Raw genomic sequence first — 15,552 nt, 5'->3', positions numbered from 1 at the left:
AGGATCGGCAGATCACCCTAAGGTCAGATCGACCACGATGTTGCCGCGCGTCGCGTTCGAATACGGGCACACCTGGTGCGCTGTATCCACCAAGTCCTGCGCCACCGCACGGTCCAGCCCCGGCAGGTTGATGGTCATCTGCACGGCAATGCCGAAGCCCTGGGAGATCGGGCCGATGTCCACACTGGCTTCAATGCTGGCATCAGCAGGCACGGCTACCTTCTTCATGCCGGCCACATGCTTGAGTGCGCCCATGAAGCAGGCCGAGTAGCCCGCCGCAAACAGCTGCTCGGGGTTGGTCGCGCCGCCCATGCCACCCAGTTCCTTTGGCGGAGCGAGTTTCACATCAAGCAAGCCGTCGTCGGACACGGCGCGGCCATCGCGGCCTCCGGTCGTACGTGCCTTGGCGGTGTAGAGGACTTTGTCGAGTTTCGTGGTCATGTCATTTCTCCATTTCAGGGGTTAAAAAATCAATTCACGCCAGCAGCGCTGGCAAGCTTTTCTGCAAAGCAGTTTTGTTCGTTGTAGCCTGGCCTGCCAGGGCGAATCATCGATTCGCCCGCGAATGCGGCTTCGAGGTTCTGCCAGGTTTTGATTTCGGGACGTGCCATTTTTAAGCTCCTTGGTGGTGAAGATGTGTTGCGATGGGATGAATTGTGGATTTCGGCGATCAATCGGTCCAACGCATAATTCCAATTGAATCAATCTAAAATTCAGATAACAAAGCCCCAAGGAACCCGACCATGGCCGCCCTGCCCTCTCTGAGACAACTGCGCTACCTGTTGGCCCTGGCCGAGCACCTGAACTTCACCCGCGCAGCCGAAGCGAGTTTTGTGAGCCAGTCCACCCTGAGCACGGGACTCAAGGAACTCGAATCCACCCTGGGTGTGCAACTGGTGGAGAGGGACAAACAGACCGTGGCGCTGACGGCGGTAGGCAAAGAGGTGGTGGCCCGTGCGCGGCAGGTGCTGGCTGCTGCCGAAGACCTGAGCGACTTTGCATCGGACGCGTCACGACCCATGCAAGGGCAGCTGCGCCTGGGTGTGATCCCCACCATTGCCCCATTTGTGCTGCCGACTGTCATGCCCGCCCTTCGCGAGAAATTCCCGCAGCTGCAGTTGGCCTTGCGCGAAGACCTGACCGCCCATCTGCTGGAGCGGCTGCGCGACCGCCAGCTGGACTTCGCACTGATCGCACTGCCCTACGACACGGATGACCTGCGCGTGCAACCGCTCTACAAGGACAAGTTCTGGCTGGTGGGACGAGAGCAAGACCCCGCCATCACCGGCAAAGCGATCCAGCTCAGCAGCGCATGGACGAAGCGGTTGCTGCTGCTCGAGGAAGGGCATTGCCTGCGCGACCACGCTCTGCAGGCCTGCCGGACGGCAGAGGTTGCCAGTGTGGACGGAATGGAAGCCACCAGTCTACTGACGCTGGTTCAGATGGTCGCCTCAGGCATGGGCGTGGCCTTACTGCCGGAGATGGCGATCAAGAGCGGCCTTCTTCAAAATCTATCGCTCAAAGCAATGCCTCTGGCAAACCCTGCCCCCAAGCGGGTAATTGCATTGGTGACTCGCGCCACATCCGCCCACTCGGCCGAGTTCGAAGCGATTGCGAAGGTGATGGTTGCTGTCCATCGTAAAAAGAATTAGAAGCCTACCGTTACACAACTGCCGTATCGATGAATTGAAAGGCGGACATGCAGCAAACGCTGCTCACCGACTGCTTGGGGTCGAAAGCTGCCCCATCCGGGAGGGGTAGTTCGAATCCCCGTCCCCATCAAAAAACGATGCATCCGGACCTGAGCAGGTTAGTGGGGCTAGAATTTCTGCTCCGCCAAAACAAGTCCTCCCAACTCGCTCAGCCGGGTTGTAAGGCGCTCAGAGCCCCGCACCACGCGGGGCTTTTTGCTATGGGCTCCTGACTGACCCCATGGCCACCCACCCCCGAAAAGCGTCTCAAACCCCATTTCGTCTCAGAACCTCCTGACTTTTTGTCCGCGGTACGGCAGGAGGGGGTCGTGGCCGGCGGCCTGCAGGCGCTGCTGAAATTGCGCAATGCCCCGGCGCACGGCTTCGCGCTGGGACTGGTTGGGGTCGACGATGGGGTGTTCCTTGCCTTCGGTCATGCCTTATTGTCGGTCAGTTGCAGGCGAGTTTTTGAGCGACAACATCGCGCCTTTGTGCGGTCAGTTGTCGGCTGGAGTCCAACCGAGAGGGCGCAGCTTCAGCAAGTGGCGCAAGCCTGCAAAGCCTTGGCCGTCTGCAAACGTGTCTCCTCGATCAGAAAGTCCAGAAAAACGCGGGTGCGTTGCGGCATGAATTTGCGTGTGGGCACGGCCGCGTACATGCTCAGCCGACCCGTGATCCACGGTGCCAGCACGCGCACCAGCTCACCGCGTGTCAGATACGGTGCCACCATGTCCATTGCCACCGAGGTGATGCCCGCGCCATCGAGCGCCGCGCGCAACAGGCTGTCGGTGTGGTTGACCAGCAGCACCGGCTGGATGTCGATCTCGATGGGCTGCGTTGGGTTGTCGGGGCACCACATTTGCCACATGCGAGGCCGCATGTGGGGCATTTTCAGGCGCAGGCAATCGTGCTGCATCAGGTCCTGTGGTTGCTGCGGCGCGCCGCGTTGGCGCAGGTACTCGGGCGAGGCCACCAAAATGGCTTCGGACTCCAGCACTTTGCGCGCAATCACATCGCCGTTAAAGCTCTCATCGGTGCCCAGCAAGGTGATGTCGAAGTCCTCAATCGGTGGCTCCCGCAAGGTTTCCACCTCCAGCTCGATCAGGATTTTGGGATAACGCCTGCGAAACTCCGCCAGCAAAGGCGCAACCACATAAGTCGCCAGCACCGGTGGCGCATGCAGTCGCAGCAGGCCCGCCAGCTCGGTGGTCTGCGCACTGACCACCGCATCGGCTTCGTCAATGTCCTGCAGGATGCTGCGCACACGGCCCAGGTACTGCTGGCCCGCTTCGGTCAGCGACAGGCGGCGGGTCGAGCGCTGCAGCAAGCGCGTGCCCAGGTGGTCTTCCAGATCGGCCACCAGGCGCGTGACCACCGGCGCTGACATGTCCAGCGCACGGGCAGCGGCGGCAAATCCCCCCTCATTCACCACGCGCTCAAACACGCGCATCGACAACAAACGGTCCATGAAGCACTCCAAAACGGGATTTCAAGCCCTTGATTGTTTCTAATTTAGAAATAACTCAATGTGTTTTTGATTGTTTTTCTATTGATTCGGAAATTTTACAGTTCAACCCATCGATGCAGCGCTTTCAACCAACGCTTCACCGATCAGGTCAAAGCCCCGTCAATCCGACAGGCAGACCGTTTTTCAAACTTTCAAGGAAACCTGATCATGAACCGCTCTTATTTCTCCGCCATCACCCTCGCTGTTGCTGCCTTGGCTGCTGGAAACGCCATGGCTGCCGACGCATCTGCAGCCAAAACCCGTGAGCAAGTCAAAGCTGAACTGGCCGAAGCCATTCGCACGGGCGACTTTGTCGTCAACAGTGAAACCCATCAAAAAGCCAATGAATTGAACCCAGGCCTGTACCCCGCCAAGTCGGCCGCTCAGGGCAAGACCCGCGAACAGGTGAAAGCTGAACTGGCCGAAGCCCTGCGCACCGGCGACTTCGTCGTCAACGGTGAAACCCATCAAAAAGCCAATGAAGTGAACCCTGGCCTGTACCCCGCCAAGTCTGCTGCTCAGGGCAAGACCCGCGAGCAAGTGAAGGCCGAGTTGGTCGAAGCCCTCCGCACCGGCAACATCATGGCGGATGGTGAAACTGGCCTGAAGTTGAACCAGTTGTACCCACAGCGTTACAACCGCAACATCTGATGAGTCACCACACGGCCAGCCTGTCCATCGGGGTGATGGCTCCGGGCATGGCCTGAGCATGGCCCTATCCGGCCCATTTTCAGCGGCGTCGATGACGCCGCTTTTTTTGCGCCATGTGCACTCAATGGTTTTGAGCCATGTCGCTGTGGCTGAGTTGTCCTTGAACCACCGTGTGCGCAATCAAGCGCTCATCGCCCAGCACGATCATGGCGAACAGCCATTCGGCCAGAGTCTCGGTTTGTGCGGTGCGCCGGGCCAGCAGGGGCGTGGCCTTGGGGTTGAGCACCACGAAGTCGGCCTCGCAGCCGGGCAGCAGGTTGCCCACTTTGCCGTCCAGGTCCAGCGCGGCGGCGGCACCTGCCGTGTGTTGCCACCACAGGTGTTCGGGCGCGAGGCTGATGCCAGGATGCCCCACACTTTGCCTTGCGACGGTGTAGGCCGCGTGCATGGTGCGGAAAGGGCTGAAGCTGGTGCCGCCGCCCACATCGCTGGCCAGGCCATAGCGCAAGCTAGCCGCGTCCGAGGCGGTGTAGTCAAAAAAGCCGCTGCCCAGAAACAGGTTGCTGGTGGGACTCACGGCGGCGGTGGCACCCACTTCGGCCATGCGGCAACGGTCGGCTTCATCGAGGTAGATGCAGTGCGCATAAACCGAGCGTTGCCGCAGCAGGCCTGCGCGGTCGTACACGTCCAGATAACTGCGCGCTTCGGGGAACAGTTCTTTCACCCAGCGGATTTCGTCGAGGTTTTCCGCCACGTGCGACTGGATCCACACATCGGGAAACTGCTGCGCGATCTCGCCTGCGCCATGCAGCTGCTCAGGGCTGCTGGTGGGCGCAAAGCGCGGCGTGGTGGCATAGCCCAGGCGGTCCACGCCGTGCCAGCGGCGGATCAGGTCTTCGGTCTGGCGCAGGCTCAAGGCCGTGTCGGAGTCGCGCAGGCCGTCAGGGCTGTGGCGGTCTTGCAGCACCTTGCCGGTGACCATGCGCAGGCGCCGTTGTTGTGCCTCGGCCATGAACACATCGACCGACTCGGGGTGAGCTGTGGCGAAGCACAGCGCGGTGGTCACGCCGTGGCGCATCAGTTCGTCCATGAAAAATGCGGTCACTTCGTGCGCATAGGCCTGGAACGCCTCACCCAGTTCAAAGGACAACGGCACAAACCCCGCCCCTCGGGCGTTGTGGTCTTGCTCTAGGCGCCACTGCTGGGCAAAGCGGTACACCGGCCCACGGCTGCCGCCGTAGCCCATGGCGCGCAAGGCCTCGAACATGGCCTTGATGCCGCGGCGCTCGCGCTTATTGCGGTGCTGGTCGGCCTTGAGCCAGCGGGCCAGGGTCTCTTCAAAAGGCCCCAGGACGCTCACCACCTTCACCCGCTTCGGATACTTCGGCTCCCGCATCTCGGGCTCAGATAACCACTTGCTGGCCGTGTTGCGCGAGATCCCCAGCCGCCGGCTGGCCTCCCGCACCGATACGCCATCCCTCAGCACGAGGCGGCGCAATTTTCTCAATGTGCTCACGTTGATCACTCCTGACCACCTTGCTGAAAAATTCAGCAGCGTAGCCGTCAACGTGGCTCAGTTTTCAGTGTGATTCTCCCCAAATTTGGCCCAGTTTTCGTTGTGATTCAACACTCAGAGCCGTGATCGACGGGGCAGGCATCATGTCCTTGTCGATGGAGATCGCAGCGCCTTACCTCACGCAAGGCACCTTGAAGCGGGTGCTCTCGCCCTGGATCACTGGGCGGGTCAGCTTGTATGCGGCGCTGCCAAGCCGCAAGTTCATTCCCGACCGGACACGGATATTTTTGGAATATTTAATCGAGCAGACACGGCTTCAGACCGAAACGGCCTTGCAGGCATGCGCCACTTGAAGTGCTGGTTCCATCCCGTGAGGCCCACAGTGCGAAACGGAGCGAGTTCACAGGAAGTTGTCAGGCGCTGTGAGGTGGCTGGCAGTTGCAACCGAGCTCGAATAGACCTGTCGTGATGTTTCCGAATGCCCGCTCCAGATCCATGAGCGCCGAAACGGCGGTTACAGGCTGTGACCACCGACCACTGTGAGCGGTCTGGGCCCTGCGGTCAGATCACAAGCATGAGTCTGCGTGCTCACCCATCCCTCACCATGCGTATGGCAGCGCTCGAATGTGCAATGAGCGCCAAGGCTGGGCCGGACATGCACGGCGAAGCCCGGAGCATCGAAAGGATCAATCGAGGGGGGTACTCGATTTCCGCACCAAACTTGCGGCTCTCGGCGTAGACCAAAGTTGCGAACTGCTTGGGCGTCGCTGGGATCAGGTCACCGCCTTGCTCGTACAGTGCCTCGGGGCTTACTCCCTCTTGGCGCACCCTCATGGGTGAATATTTGGATTGTGTTTTTCATGAACGCGGCAGCATTTCCGCTTAGCTGGGGCAACAAGGCAATCTGGTCTTGCTCAATATGCTGCAACACCATCTCATTGACCCCCCCAATCAGACTGGTGGAAAGCCATTGCGGGATCTGGTTTTCGCGCTGATAGGCAGCGGCTTCCAGGAGCACAGCAGCTATTTTTTCCATGGCGATGCGTCTGGCACTCAGGCCTGCGGCGCCGAGCGCTAGGATTTCCACAAACAAGGTACGTAGCAGCACAGGATTGGCGGCCAACGTTTCCAGATAGATCTGGATGGTCCGATCGATCTGGGAACTCCAGTCACCCTGTGGGTCGATGCTTGCACGTAATGTGGCCTCAATCCTCTGCGCAGAGTGATTGAACAACGCAATCAGACATTCGCTCTTATCTTTGAAAAATTGGTAAAAGGTTCTTTTGGACACGTTCGCTTCGCGCACGATGTCTGATGTCGTGAGCTCCGCATACCCACAAGCCGTGACCGCCCGCGCCATCCCCTCCAGCAACCGGGTGCGATGCTCGTCGTCGGGAATTTGGGGGCGACTCATCGCGCAAGTATCTCACATTAGGTACTTGACAGTACCAATAATCCGATTAGAATTTCGATTATGGTACCGATTGGTACCGACAAAGAGAATGCCATGTTGAATCAACCAAATCGATTGCGCACCAAACTGTCACTGTGTGCCTTGATAACTGCGGCGGCCTGCGTTCCCGCGCTGACACGGGCTGAAGCGCTCAGCTTCGAAGAGGCCGCACGGCGCCTCCAAGCCAATTCTGATCGTCTGGCAATGACTCGCTTGTCGGTCGAGAGCGCGCAGTTGAAGGAGCAGGCTACCCGCTACCTGGGCGGCCCCGTGGTGTCCGTAGGCGCCGCCTCCTACAGGTTCCAAGGCGCGGTGCAGGGGGTCGATCTGTCACCGCTGACGCACACCATCGGTTCGTCCATTGCTGCTCTACCCCCTACCTTGGCTGCAGGCCTGTCACGCCTGCCGCAACTGCCGAACAGTGTCGACCTGAGCACTCAGCGCAGCGGCAACACCTCTTCTGTCTCGGCTGTATTGCCCCTTTACACCGGCGGCGCCACCACCGCCATCAAGCAGGCCTTAGAAGCCAAGACCGAAGAGGCCCGGGCGGACGGACGCCAGGCGCAGCAAGAGGTGTTTACGGAATTCGCGCAGCGTTATTTCGGAGCCCAGTTGGCTGAGCGCGCGGCCGGGTTGCGCGAGGCGGCCTTTCGAGCCGTCCAGGAGCATGACGCCGCGACGCAGCGAATGCTTGAAGCGGGCCTTGTCGCACAGGTCGAGCGACTCCAGGCCCGCGCTGCGATGGAGGAAGCCAAGCGGAACGCCCAAAAGGCTCGGGATGACGCTGAGTTGGCGTCTACCGCGTTGGCCAGAACCATCCGCAACGGTGAACGGGTTCAAGCCATGAGTCCTCTTTTCGTGATCAGTTCACCCATTGAGCCGCTTGGCTACTTCATCGACGCTGCTCTGGAACGACACCCAGGATTGGGCAAGGTGGCCGCCAAGCGGCATGAGGCCGAGCAGATTCATGCCCTGGAAGAGTCCCACAAGAAGCCCACGATATTTGCCTTCGGGCAACGCCAGCTCCGCTCCTCGGACCAAGCCAACTGGGTCGTGGGCGTGGGAGTCAGCTGGCGTCTGTGGGGGGGGGTGGACCGCTCCTTGATGAGCGAAGCATCGCATCGGCTCATCGAGATGGCGGACAGCCAGGACAAGCAGGCCCGAAATGACATCGCGCTGCTGGTCGAGAAACGGTGGATGGCCGTTGACCAGACCAGGCGTCAATTCCTGTCCCTGGCCCCAAGTCTGGAATTGGCCGATGCAGTCCTCCAACTCAAGACCAAGGGCCAGAAGGCGGGGACGAACTCCACATTAGAACTGATCGACGCAGAGGTGAACCTGGCTAAAACCAAGACCGAGCAGGCACAGTCGGCTTATGACTATGTTAAGGCCCTCGCCGATCTCCTGGAAGTGGCCGGTCTGTCCGATCAATTCACCAGCTACATGGCCCGTGCCGATCTGAAAGCGCAATGAGATGAATAAGAAACTACCCGTCACACTGGTCACTATCGGCGCAGTGGCAGTTCTCGGCCTGGGCCTGTGGAAGGCCCAGCAGCCTGGCGCGGAGGCCTTCCAGGGACAGATGGAGGTGCAGGAAGTCGATGTCGCTTCCAAGGTCAGCGCCCGCATCGCAGACATCCTCGTCAAGGAGGGGGATGTCATCACGGTGGGCTCACCGCTCATTCGCCTGGACAGTCCCGAGGTGACCGCCAAATTGGCGCAGGCCACGGCAGCCCAGGAGGCTGCCCAGGCCACGGCGGCCAAGGCGCAAAAGGGTGCCCGGCCCCAGGAGGTGGAAATCGCCCGCCTGAACTGGCAGCGCGCCCAGGCCGCGGCGGATCTATCACAAGCATCGTTCAAGCGGATTGAGGGACTGGCCCGGGACGGCTTGATCGCCGCACAAAAGCGCGACGAGGCTGAGGCTAATTTCAAGGCAGCCCGCGATCAGGCCTTGGCCGCGCAGGCCCAGTATGAGATGGCGCGCGACGGGGCACGTTCCGAAGACAAGCAAGCTGCCGCCGCCCAGGCACGTCAATTGGCTGGCGTCGTGGCTGAAGTTCAGGCGGCCAAGGCCGAGACGGAGCTCAAGAGCCCGGTGGCCGGTGAAGTGGTCAAGGTCCTGGGGCGTGTGGGCGAGATCTCGCCCCAAGGAGTGCCTGTGGTCACGGTCGCCAACATGGCAGATCAGTGGGTGGTGCTCAACGTGCGCGAAGACAAGCTCGATAAGTTTGGCGTCGGCAAGGAATTCGATGGCACCTTGCCCGCCTTGAAAGGCCGCAAGGTTCGCTTCAAGGTGTACCGGGCAGCAGTGATGCCCGATTTCGCCACCTGGCGTGCCACGCGCTCCGATCAGGGCTTTGACATCAAAACCTTCGAGGTCCGGGCCCGCCCGTCCCAAGTGATCGAGGGGGTTCGCCCAGGCATGTCCGTTCTGGTCGATTGAATTGACCATGCACCACTTCTTCGACAGCGCCAGGCGGGAAGCCCGTCGCCTAGGCCAAAGCCCCTGGGACCTGGCGATGGTGACGTGGGTGCCTTTGCTGGCCGTGGTGCTGGTCGTGTGGATGTTCTCCAGCGCCATCCCGAGGAACCTGCCAGTCGGCGTGGTAGATGAAGACCACTCCGGGCTGTCGCGGCAACTGGTGCGCATGCTCGACGCCTCGCCTGGCATTCAGGTTGTCGACGAATTCGACAGCGAATCCTCGGCCCAAAACGCTCTCAGGAGCGTGCGGGTATACGCGATGGTCAACATTCCCCGGGACTTCGAGCGAGACATCAAGCGCGGGGTCAAGTCCGAAGTCACCCTGCGCCATAACGCCCAGTTTGCCACGCACTCGAGCCTGCTGCAGCGGGATGTGCGCACGGTGGTGGGGACCTTGGCTGCCGGTATCGAAGTGTCGGCTCGAACCAAGCGAGGTGAATCCCCCCAACAGGCCAAGACCAGCTTTAATCCGATCCAGACTCAATCGATTGCGCTGTTCAACGGGTCCGGTAACTACGAAAAGTACCTGACTGCTGCCGTGATCCCGGCCATCCTGCACATTCTGGCAATGACGGCTGGTGCCTGGGCGGTAGGTCGAGAGTTGAGGGACAAGACGCTAGGACAGTGGCTGGGACACGAGGGAGGGCGGTCCGTCGCGGTCGCCCTGCTGGGCAAGCTGGCGATTCCCTGGATGACGCTTACGGGGATCGGTACCGGAGCGCTTTGGTTCATCACGGCCGGGCGTGGCTGGGACATCCCCGGGCATCTTGCCTGGATCTGCCTCGCCCTGGCTTTGCTCATGGCACTGTCTCTGGCCGCGGGTGCTGCGGTGGCCGCACTGACCAAGTCTTTGCGGACCGCGTTGTCCGTGACTGGACTTCTAACCGCCCCGGCCTTCGCATTCAGTGGCATGAGCTTCCCACTGAGTGCAATGCCTGACAGCGCTCGCCTATGGGCGACTTCCATGCCGTTCACCCACTACATCCGGCTGCAGACGGAGCAATTGCTGATGGGCTTGCCGGCCCGCGCGAGTGCTGCGACTCCTGTGGCATTCCTGCTGGCCACTCTGGGTTTGCTCGCACTGGCCGCGTGGGGCTTGGTCCAGGCTCGCAACAAGCCATCGACATGGGGAGCTCGTTGACATGACCCTCCACCACTCAAGAACCCTGAGGACGGGGTTCGTCGCAACGCTGCGCGATGTTGTGCGAGACAAGGGCGTATTGATGCTGCTTTTTGCAGCGCCCTTGTTCTATGCTTTCTTCTACCCTTGGTTCTTCGGTCCGGAGGTCGTGACCCGAGTGCCGGTGGCGGTCATCGACCAGGATCACTCGGCTCTGTCACGGACGATCCAACGCCTAGCACTTGCCAACCCACGGATCGAGGTCAAAGCCGTAGCGTCTGATGAGCGCGCCGCGCAGGCCGCCATGAGTCGCGGCGAGATTGAAGGCTACCTGCTTCTCCCAGACACCCTGAAGGCAAACGTCGCCAGGGGGATGCCAGCTTTGGTGACGATCGTGTCGAACGGCGCCTACCCCATCATCAGCAAGGCGGTGCAGTACGGGTTAGCGGAAGCCGTAGGTGCAGCATCGGCGGGTATTGAAATCCGACAGCGAGAGGCAAAGGGTCAAAGTCCTCGTCAGGCAAGTGAGACTCGTACGCCGGTGGATTTTCAAGCCATTGCCTTGTTCAACGCCACAGAGGGTTACGGCAGCTTCATCGTTCCTGCCGTCGCCCTGCTGATCATGCATCAGACCCTTCTGATGGGAGTGGGGATGTTGGTGGCGACCTGGGTCGAGCAACGTGCAGTTCAAGCAAGTCCTATGGTCTGGATTGGACGCTGGCTGGCATTTCTCGTGCCGGGATTGGTGTCTGGGCTGTTTTATTTTGGATGGATTTTTTGGCTCTATGGCTACCCGCGCGCAGGAAACGTTGCTGGATCCCTAGTCTTCTTGGTCCTGTACTTGTCCGCCATCGTCACGCTGGGCTCATTGGTGGGCCTGTGGTGCCGAGATCGCGAACGGGTCCTCCAAGTGATTCTTTTCTCCACGCTGCCTTTGGTATTTCTTGCAGGATTTTCATGGCCGTCAGAGGCATTGCCTACCGCGTTGCAATACCTGCGTTGGTTGATTCCCACAACGGCGGGAGTCCAGGCAGCGTTGCGTCTGAATCAGATGGGTGCCCCCCTGCAAAGCGTGATGCCGTACCTCGGTTGTCTTTTTGTATTGACCTTGCTGGCCGGAAGCTTGGTATTGAAGTTCGAGGGAAAGTCGCCGCGTGCTTGAGGAGGTGGCGGCTGCCTGCGCATTGAGCGAGGCTGGCGTTGAAGATGCCTCATCGTTCAGGTGGGGTCAAACGTTGACTTCAGATGCGAGGCGGTCATTGGCGAATGGCAAAGGAATTTTCGCTTTTCCCAGTTCGCCGTCTTCTGGATGCAACGGCTCAAATGACCGTAACCAACCTGAAACAGCCATGCTGGCGTTTACTCTGAGCGGATGATCCCTTCAATTGCAGCACTTACTGCAAGGCTCGGAAAATCCGTGGGAGCCACGATACAGCCTTTGTACGGTAGTTAAGTTCGAATGTCCAACCCTGTCAAAAAAGATGTATCCGAACCTAAGCAGGTTGACGTGACGGAGTTCCTAGAGTTCGTACTGTTCAGTGACAGAGAATTCGGCATGATCGAAGCCCCAAAGGGGGAAGTGAATACCGCTCACTAGATCTGTCCCAAATCGAATGCCGCTCGCGGGAACATCGAAGGCTCGTTGACCCTGGCCTGAAGGGGAAGCCTGCATGAAGGATGAACATGCCCCCGAATTTGCGGGTTCGAATCCCCGGCGCCATCAAAAAACGATGCATCCGGACCTGAGCAGGTTGGTGGGGCTATCATCGCTGCTCCGCCAAGACTATTTCGAACTGATTCCAAGTCGTTCGAACAATTTCCAATCCGTTCGGGGCCTTCCAAAGCCCTCCTAGAACACCTTCCGGACCAGGCTGGCTTCCTCGTAGGCCTCAATGTCCTTGAGTCGGTACAGGACCTTCCCCACGATCTTCAAGTACGGCGGCCCCTCGCCGACGGTGCGCCAGCGCTGAAGCCGCGCGACGGAACACACCCAGCGATCGGCGAGCATTTTCTCGGTCAGGAGTTCTCGGCTGGGTTCGGCCGGGGTCGCTGGAGCCTGGATGAGGGGCTCCGGCTTGGTCTCTCGTGCTGCTGTTCTGACGATGCCGCAGGTCAGTACGTCCAGCACGTCTCGGGTGCCTTCCAGCCGTGGTGTCGCAGCAGAGGGGTGGCCATGTGCCTCGGTGCTTGTATGGGGTGATTTCATACAAGTTCATACCGGTTGGCCTGACGCTTTTTCTCAGCGTGGTGAGGCGGCTTTCGGCCAAAAGCGGACGATGCTGTTGTTGTATCAATCTGTGATTTAGGCTGGTTGTAGTCACTCGCGGTAAGTGGACGTCATAGTTGCGGCGATTACTACCGGTCATTTAAGCGGGAGGAGCTACGAGGACCGTTGTAATTGAAATACCGGTCACTCGACATGCCGCGTATGCGATCCGTGCTTATGCGAACATGATCGGGCGGTCTGGTGCTGGCTTTACAGACACCCCGCTGTCTTGGAGTCAGTCGCCATCACTATCTTTTACAGTCCCGTCTCACCAAATCCGTAACCGCTGCTCCTCCCACAGCGCAGGCGGGTCCACCGCAAGATCAAACAGCGTCAGGTGATCCGGCAGCGTATCCTCCAAAATCGCCTCGACGATGTCCGGTGCCAGCGTAGTCAAATTCACCATCCGGCTGACGTAGCTGTTGTCGACTCCCTCCAGCGCTACAATTTCAGTCAGGTTTTTCAACTTGCCGTACTCCAGCATTGCCAACCACCGGTGGCCCCTGGCCAGCGCCAGTTCCAGCGGTGTGGCCGCCACGTCCCACGGCCGCAGCAGTTTCCCCGGTCGCCTTGATTGCTCATTGGGCAGTCTCATTTGTTTGCGCCCGCTGCGGCGGTTGTTATGAATCGGTACAGCGCGATCCGGCCCTCTCTTGTTCACGCAAAAGGCGTTATTCAGGGCCGACTAAGTAGTTCAGTCGCTTGCCTCATCCTTGCTTGAAGCCCTGGAAAAACAAGCCTGAATCGAGTCCACTCCTGGTCTGAAGTAACCGAGATCGCCCCGCCATGGGCCTCGACGATGGCTTTGGTAATCGACAGCCCCAAGCCTGCCCCGTCAGAAGCTGGGTGCCTGCGTGCTGAGTCTGCGCGATAGAAGCGCTCGAAGACTCTCTGCTGGACATCCAATGGAATCTCCTTGCCCGTGTTTTTGACAGTGACTTCAATTCCACGCGACGAACTTTCGATTCTGACGCCCACGACACCGCCGACTGGTGCATGCCTGAGCGCATTGGATAGGAGGTTGCTCAAGGCACGTCTGAACATCAAACGATCGCCATAGATTCGCCCATCACCTTCCACGCTCATCAAGATGCGTTTTTCGTCCGCAACGGCTTCATAAAATTCAACGAGTTCGCGAGCTCCTTGTGCTGCCGAGAAGGACTCCTTATGGGGCAGGTCTACCCCCCGCTCTGTCTTGGCGAGGAATAGCATGTCTGATACCACCCGAGCCAAACGCTGCAATTCCTCTGCGTTGGACGCCAGCGTATCTTGGTATGTCTTAAGGTCGCGTTGGGTGGACAGCGTCACCTGTGTTTGGGTGAGGAGATTGCTGATGGGTGTGCGAAGTTCATGTGCCAAATCCGCCGCAAAATCAGCAAGCTGTTTGAAGTCGTTCTGCAGGCGACCCAACATCTCATTGAGTTCCCTTGCCAAATCTGCCATTTCAATCGGGACGGCATCCTCGGGCATGCGCTCTTGCAACTGTTGGCCTGTCACTGCAGCGGCGCGACGTTTCATTGCGCGCAGCGGAGACATGCCTTGATGAGCCGCGAACCAAGCCAAGAATCCGCTTAGAAGAATGGCCAGCACAGCATAGATCGCAATGCTGCGCCGGAGCTCCCTCATGAATTCTTGGTGGTGCTGCGTATCGACGGCGAGTGATATTTGGAGCGGCCCGGCCATTCCCTGAACCATGCCAGCAGTAAAGCTCATCTCATGGAACTCGCGACCGCCACTCCTCCAAGACTGAAGCCCGTGGCCGTCGTCATTCGTGATGAATGATGCTTGCGTAGTCGGGCCGCTGTATCCGTTGGTCTGGTACAACTTTTCACCCTGCGGTCCTTTGACCAGAGCGTAAAGGCTGTGGTGATGGCTCAATGCTTCGTTCAGGCGACTGCGAGCTTCTTCATGGGATCGAGAACTGGCCAGAATGCCCTCGATCAGGTGCTTTTTATCATCCAAGGCGGCGCTATCGAGGTCGACGAAGTGCCTATCAGCCTCTACCATGAAAAGAAGCGCCAAGCCCAGGATGACCGAACTGGCCAGCGCTATAAAAAAGATGGTGAGGCGGGATGTCAGTGACAGCCTGCGAAACATCTAGCGACCCTCCGGCGCTTCGAGCACGTAGCCCATGCCGCGTACAGTTTGGATCAGCTTGAACTGGTGATCATCATCGATCTTGACGCGCAGACGCCTCATGGCCACCTCGATGACGTTAGTGTCGCTGTCGAAGTTCATGTCCCAAACCTGAGAGGCGATCAGCGACCTGGGCAGGACTTCTCCCTGCCTACGCATCAGCAGTTCCAGCAATCCAAACTCCTTGGCGGTAAGATTAAGGCGCTTGCCGTCTCGGGTGACGCGGCGGCGTAGCAGATCAAGTTGGAGGTCTGCCACCTGCAAGGTCGTGGATTCGGTGCCACTACGACCGCGGCGCACAATGGTGCGAACTCGGGCCAAGAGCTCGGCAAAGGAAAACGGCTTGACGAGGTAATCGTCGGCGCCTAATTCAAGCCCCTTCACGCGATCTTCCACCTGATCGCGGGCGGTGAGAAACATGGCTGGCACTTGTAGGCCTTCATGACGTATCGCCTGCAGGACCTCCCAACCGCTCATGCCCGGCATCATCACATCCAGGATCGCGAGATCGTAGTTACCGCCAAGAGCTAGGTGAAGGCCGTCGGGCCCATTTCTGGCCAAGTCCACAACGAAACCGGCCTCGATCAGTCCCTGGCGCAGATATGCCCCGGTCTTAGGCTCATCTTCCACAATCAAAATTTTCATTGGCAACTGACCCTCTTTGGCAGACCTGAGTATGACGACTTCCATTTATTGCGATGGCGAGATGACAAATATGTAATCTTTTCGA

The 15,552-nt window shown here is 59.3% G+C and carries 18 protein-coding genes; 7 read left to right on the top strand and 11 right to left on the bottom strand.

Annotated elements, in window-relative coordinates:
* Positions 1–12: 12 nt before the first annotated feature.
* Positions 13–441 (bottom strand): organic hydroperoxide resistance protein, encoded by a 429-nt coding sequence (locus B9Z37_RS00345; RefSeq protein WP_104801850.1) that lies wholly within the window; start codon positions 439–441, stop codon positions 13–15.
* Positions 442–470: 29 nt separating this feature from the next.
* Positions 471–611: a hypothetical protein gene (locus B9Z37_RS14390; protein ID WP_161499785.1), complete on the bottom strand. Its 141-nt coding sequence runs from the start codon at positions 609–611 to the stop codon at positions 471–473.
* A 132-nt stretch (positions 612–743) separates the two neighbouring features.
* On the opposite strand from B9Z37_RS14390, the gene B9Z37_RS00340 reads away from it, so the two are divergent.
* Positions 744–1,652 (top strand): hydrogen peroxide-inducible genes activator, encoded by a 909-nt coding sequence (locus B9Z37_RS00340; RefSeq protein ID WP_104801849.1) that lies wholly within the window; start codon positions 744–746, stop codon positions 1,650–1,652.
* A gap of 323 nt (positions 1,653–1,975) precedes the next feature.
* On the opposite strand, the gene B9Z37_RS14385 is transcribed toward B9Z37_RS00340, so the two are convergent.
* The gene (locus tag B9Z37_RS14385; protein WP_158270140.1) at positions 1,976–2,128 is read right to left on the bottom strand and encodes a hypothetical protein; all 153 of its coding nucleotides are present in this window, start codon (positions 2,126–2,128) and stop codon (positions 1,976–1,978) included.
* Positions 2,129–2,226: 98 nt separating this feature from the next.
* Positions 2,227–3,159 (bottom strand): LysR family transcriptional regulator, encoded by a 933-nt coding sequence (locus B9Z37_RS00335; RefSeq protein ID WP_108311096.1) that lies wholly within the window; start codon positions 3,157–3,159, stop codon positions 2,227–2,229.
* Positions 3,160–3,366: 207 nt separating this feature from the next.
* Between B9Z37_RS00335 and B9Z37_RS00330 the strand changes: the two genes are divergently transcribed.
* Positions 3,367–3,849 (top strand): DUF4148 domain-containing protein, encoded by a 483-nt coding sequence (locus B9Z37_RS00330; RefSeq protein ID WP_108311825.1) that lies wholly within the window; start codon positions 3,367–3,369, stop codon positions 3,847–3,849.
* A gap of 121 nt (positions 3,850–3,970) precedes the next feature.
* Here B9Z37_RS00330 and guaD read toward each other — a convergent pair whose 3' ends face one another.
* Entirely contained in the window at positions 3,971–5,365 is a 1,395-nt protein-coding gene (gene guaD / locus B9Z37_RS00325) for a guanine deaminase (protein WP_108311824.1), read from the bottom strand.
* A 122-nt stretch (positions 5,366–5,487) separates the two neighbouring features.
* On the opposite strand from guaD, the gene B9Z37_RS00320 reads away from it, so the two are divergent.
* The gene (locus B9Z37_RS00320) at positions 5,488–5,718 is read left to right on the top strand and encodes a type 2 periplasmic-binding domain-containing protein (protein ID WP_090142674.1); all 231 of its coding nucleotides are present in this window, start codon (positions 5,488–5,490) and stop codon (positions 5,716–5,718) included.
* Positions 5,719–6,143: 425 nt separating this feature from the next.
* Here the strand turns inward: B9Z37_RS00320 and B9Z37_RS00315 are convergent, their stop codons facing one another.
* Entirely contained in the window at positions 6,144–6,779 is a 636-nt protein-coding gene (locus B9Z37_RS00315; RefSeq protein ID WP_090142673.1) for a TetR/AcrR family transcriptional regulator, read from the bottom strand.
* Positions 6,780–6,872: 93 nt separating this feature from the next.
* Here B9Z37_RS00315 and B9Z37_RS00310 point away from each other — a divergent pair, with 93 nt between their 5' ends.
* Genes B9Z37_RS00310 through B9Z37_RS00295 form a run of 4 tightly spaced genes read left to right on the top strand, consistent with a single transcriptional unit; the run spans position 6,873 to position 11,582 of the window.
* A complete protein-coding gene (locus tag B9Z37_RS00310; protein WP_090142683.1) occupies positions 6,873–8,291 on the top strand; it encodes a TolC family protein in 1,419 nt (472 codons plus the stop codon).
* Between the two features lies 1 nt (position 8,292).
* Complete coding sequence (locus tag B9Z37_RS00305) at positions 8,293–9,261, top strand: HlyD family secretion protein (RefSeq protein ID WP_090142672.1); 969 nt, start codon at positions 8,293–8,295, stop codon at positions 9,259–9,261.
* Between the two features lie 7 nt (positions 9,262–9,268).
* Positions 9,269–10,441 carry an ABC transporter permease gene (locus tag B9Z37_RS00300; RefSeq protein ID WP_108311095.1) on the top strand — a complete coding sequence of 391 codons (1,173 nt, stop codon included), beginning with the start codon at positions 9,269–9,271 and terminating at the stop codon, positions 10,439–10,441.
* Position 10,442: 1 nt separating this feature from the next.
* Positions 10,443–11,582, top strand: coding sequence for an ABC transporter permease (locus B9Z37_RS00295; RefSeq protein WP_090142670.1), 1,140 nt, complete (start codon positions 10,443–10,445; stop codon positions 11,580–11,582).
* Positions 11,583–11,648: 66 nt separating this feature from the next.
* Here the strand turns inward: B9Z37_RS00295 and B9Z37_RS14695 are convergent, their stop codons facing one another.
* From B9Z37_RS14695 to B9Z37_RS00275, 5 genes are all read right to left on the bottom strand, one after another.
* On the bottom strand, positions 11,649–11,771 hold the full coding sequence (locus B9Z37_RS14695; RefSeq protein ID WP_276308838.1) for a hypothetical protein: 123 nt from the start codon (positions 11,769–11,771) through the stop codon (positions 11,649–11,651).
* 498 nt (positions 11,772–12,269) lie between these two features.
* Positions 12,270–12,626, bottom strand: coding sequence for a hypothetical protein (locus tag B9Z37_RS00290; protein WP_228768227.1), 357 nt, complete (start codon positions 12,624–12,626; stop codon positions 12,270–12,272).
* Between the two features lie 328 nt (positions 12,627–12,954).
* Entirely contained in the window at positions 12,955–13,281 is a 327-nt protein-coding gene (locus tag B9Z37_RS00285) for a LacI family transcriptional regulator (protein ID WP_315169774.1), read from the bottom strand.
* A gap of 80 nt (positions 13,282–13,361) precedes the next feature.
* Entirely contained in the window at positions 13,362–14,783 is a 1,422-nt protein-coding gene (locus B9Z37_RS00280) for a heavy metal sensor histidine kinase (protein ID WP_089957701.1), read from the bottom strand.
* Positions 14,784–15,467: a heavy metal response regulator transcription factor gene (locus B9Z37_RS00275; protein WP_090142681.1), complete on the bottom strand. Its 684-nt coding sequence runs from the start codon at positions 15,465–15,467 to the stop codon at positions 14,784–14,786. It abuts the gene before it with no gap.
* Positions 15,468–15,552 lie beyond the last annotated feature (85 nt).

This window comes from Limnohabitans parvus II-B4 (genome assembly GCF_003063455.1).
In the GTDB taxonomy this organism is placed as follows: Bacteria; Pseudomonadota; Gammaproteobacteria; order Burkholderiales; family Burkholderiaceae_C; genus Limnohabitans_A; species Limnohabitans_A parvus.
This window is presented reverse-complemented; position numbering and strand designations above follow the sequence as displayed.

What these genes read in the sequence shown, in the direction of transcription:
- B9Z37_RS00330 (WP_108311825.1), top strand. Translation starts at nt 3,367, where the DNA reads ATGAACCGCTCTTATTTCTCCGCCATCACCCTCGCTGTTGCTGCCTTG.
- B9Z37_RS00300 (WP_108311095.1), top strand. Translation starts at nt 9,269, where the DNA reads ATGCACCACTTCTTCGACAGCGCCAGGCGGGAAGCCCGTCGCCTAGGC.
- B9Z37_RS00280 (WP_089957701.1), bottom strand. Translation starts at nt 14,783, where the DNA reads ATGTTTCGCAGGCTGTCACTGACATCCCGCCTCACCATCTTTTTTATA.
- B9Z37_RS00315 (WP_090142673.1), bottom strand. Translation starts at nt 6,779, where the DNA reads ATGAGTCGCCCCCAAATTCCCGACGACGAGCATCGCACCCGGTTGCTG.
- B9Z37_RS00335 (WP_108311096.1), bottom strand. Translation starts at nt 3,159, where the DNA reads ATGGACCGTTTGTTGTCGATGCGCGTGTTTGAGCGCGTGGTGAATGAG.
- B9Z37_RS00290 (WP_228768227.1), bottom strand. Translation starts at nt 12,626, where the DNA reads ATGAAATCACCCCATACAAGCACCGAGGCACATGGCCACCCCTCTGCT.
- B9Z37_RS00305 (WP_090142672.1), top strand. Translation starts at nt 8,293, where the DNA reads ATGAATAAGAAACTACCCGTCACACTGGTCACTATCGGCGCAGTGGCA.
- B9Z37_RS00310 (WP_090142683.1), top strand. Translation starts at nt 6,873, where the DNA reads ATGTTGAATCAACCAAATCGATTGCGCACCAAACTGTCACTGTGTGCC.
- B9Z37_RS00340 (WP_104801849.1), top strand. Translation starts at nt 744, where the DNA reads ATGGCCGCCCTGCCCTCTCTGAGACAACTGCGCTACCTGTTGGCCCTG.
- B9Z37_RS00285 (WP_315169774.1), bottom strand. Translation starts at nt 13,281, where the DNA reads ATGAGACTGCCCAATGAGCAATCAAGGCGACCGGGGAAACTGCTGCGG.
- B9Z37_RS00345 (WP_104801850.1), bottom strand. Translation starts at nt 441, where the DNA reads ATGACCACGAAACTCGACAAAGTCCTCTACACCGCCAAGGCACGTACG.
- B9Z37_RS14390 (WP_161499785.1), bottom strand. Translation starts at nt 611, where the DNA reads ATGGCACGTCCCGAAATCAAAACCTGGCAGAACCTCGAAGCCGCATTC.
- B9Z37_RS00275 (WP_090142681.1), bottom strand. Translation starts at nt 15,467, where the DNA reads ATGAAAATTTTGATTGTGGAAGATGAGCCTAAGACCGGGGCATATCTG.
- B9Z37_RS00295 (WP_090142670.1), top strand. Translation starts at nt 10,443, where the DNA reads ATGACCCTCCACCACTCAAGAACCCTGAGGACGGGGTTCGTCGCAACG.
- B9Z37_RS14385 (WP_158270140.1), bottom strand. Translation starts at nt 2,128, where the DNA reads ATGACCGAAGGCAAGGAACACCCCATCGTCGACCCCAACCAGTCCCAG.
- B9Z37_RS14695 (WP_276308838.1), bottom strand. Translation starts at nt 11,771, where the DNA reads ATGGCTGTTTCAGGTTGGTTACGGTCATTTGAGCCGTTGCATCCAGAA.